This window comes from Legionella waltersii, assembly GCF_001468085.1.
Lineage (GTDB): Bacteria > Pseudomonadota > Gammaproteobacteria > Legionellales > Legionellaceae > Legionella > Legionella waltersii.
Genome location: NZ_LNZB01000060.1, coordinates 454,844 through 456,550 on the forward strand (window position 1 = coordinate 454,844; position 1,707 = coordinate 456,550).

Sequence of the window (1,707 nt, forward strand, 5' to 3'; positions counted from 1 at the left end):
TGAAAGATTGTTATAAAATTAAATGACACCTATCTGGGGCTCGTTTGGCAACAGCTTTCTTTGGGCCAATAGTAGAAAAATGAGTGGCATTTTATTGTTTAAAATGCCACTAACACTTAAGTGTTCAGGCTGTTCATTTTCTCAGTGAGAAATGTTTCGGTGCGGGTGGGGGATTCAGGGCTAAAAAAGCACCACTTTCTGAAGGGATTGCGGTGCTCTTTGATGGTTTGTTTATGTTCTTCTAAAAAGGCACCCATTGTCTCCCAGAGCTCTTTTTTTGAGTTTGGATTATCCACTTGCTCAAGGTTTTCACAGAGTTGTTTGAGCATCTTAATTTTATCCTGAGGGCTTTTTTTCAATCCAAACCAGCTGAATTCATTGCTCAGCGTTTGCACGTGGCTCTCTATTGCCACTTTAAGACGGTATTTTTCCCTGTCGCAGATAACGGGTTTTGGGACAGTGGTCGGGCGGTTCTGGTTGTTTTGATGCTTGAGCCCCAGTTGGCGATGCTCGTTGTGTCCACAGGCAAGGAGCACTGGCTTACCTAAACTGTCGCAGCCAAAGACAAGGGTGTGGCCGTAACCTGCGACGACACCCTCCAGTGAGTTTAGTGCTTCAGGAAGCTCAAGGCGCTGCAGGCTACTCTGGTTGTTTTGATGCCCCAGCCCCAGTTGGCCGAAGATGTTTCTTCCACAGGCAAAGAGCAGTGGCTTTCCGAGGCTGTCGCGGCCAAAGACAAGGGTGTGATCGTAACCTGCGACGACACCCTCCAGTGAGTAGAGGTCTTTCGGAAGTATTACTGGCTGGAGGCTATTCTGGTTGTCATCATCTCCCAGCCCCAGTTGGCCGTAAAAGTTCGCTCCACAGGCAAAGAGCAGTGGTTTTTTATTGCTATCACGGCCAAAGACAAGGGTGTGGCCTGCACCTGCGACGACACCCTCCAGTGAATTGAGTTCTTCCGGAAGCTCAACGGACTGCAGGCTGCTCCGGTCGTTTTTATCCACCAGCCCCAGTTGGCCGAAGATGTTTCTTCCACAGGCAAAGAGCAGTGACTTACCCTTGCTGTCGCGTCCAAAGACAATAGTGTGGTGAGCACCTGCGATGACACCCTCCAGTGAATTGAGTTCTTTGGGAAGCTCAACGGACTGCAGGCTGCTCCGGTCGTTTTTATCCCCAAGCCCCAGTTGGCCACCCACGTTGCTTCCACAGGCAAATAGCAGTGGCTTGCCTTTGTTGTCGCGGCCAAAGACAAGGGTGTGGCCCGCGCCTGCGGCGACACCCTCCAGTGAGTTGAGTGCTTCAGGAATCTCAAGGCGCTGCAGGCTGCTCTGGTGGTTTTGATGCCCCAGCCCCAGTTCGCCGAAGCTGTTTCTTCCACAGGCAAAGAGCAGTGACTTACCCTTGCTATCGCGTCCAAAGACAATAGTGTGCTGAGCACCTGCGACGACACCCTCCAGTGAGTTGAGGTTTTTGGGACGCTTCACGGTCCGCAGGCTGCTCTCGTTATTTTGATCCCCCAGACCCAGTTGGCCATACCCATTCGCTCCACAAGCAAAGAGCTTGGGCTTGCCTCGGTATTGCGTCAAAATAAACGTGGAACTTGAGCCTGCAGATACCATGATTCCACGGCGAGAAATTTTTCTTTCTGCCACCAGCTCTTTGATTGCCTCACGAAATTCTCTGTTCACCTGAATGAGGCGTTCACGG

Annotated in this window: 1 protein-coding gene; it reads right to left on the bottom strand. The window is 51.0% G+C overall.

The genetic code is table 11. The annotated features are described in order from the left end of the window. Positions 1-116: 116 nt before the first annotated feature. Positions 117-1,707 (bottom strand): RCC1 domain-containing protein (locus tag Lwal_RS15185; protein ID WP_193787243.1); only part of this gene is annotated, 1,591 nt, incomplete at its 5' end.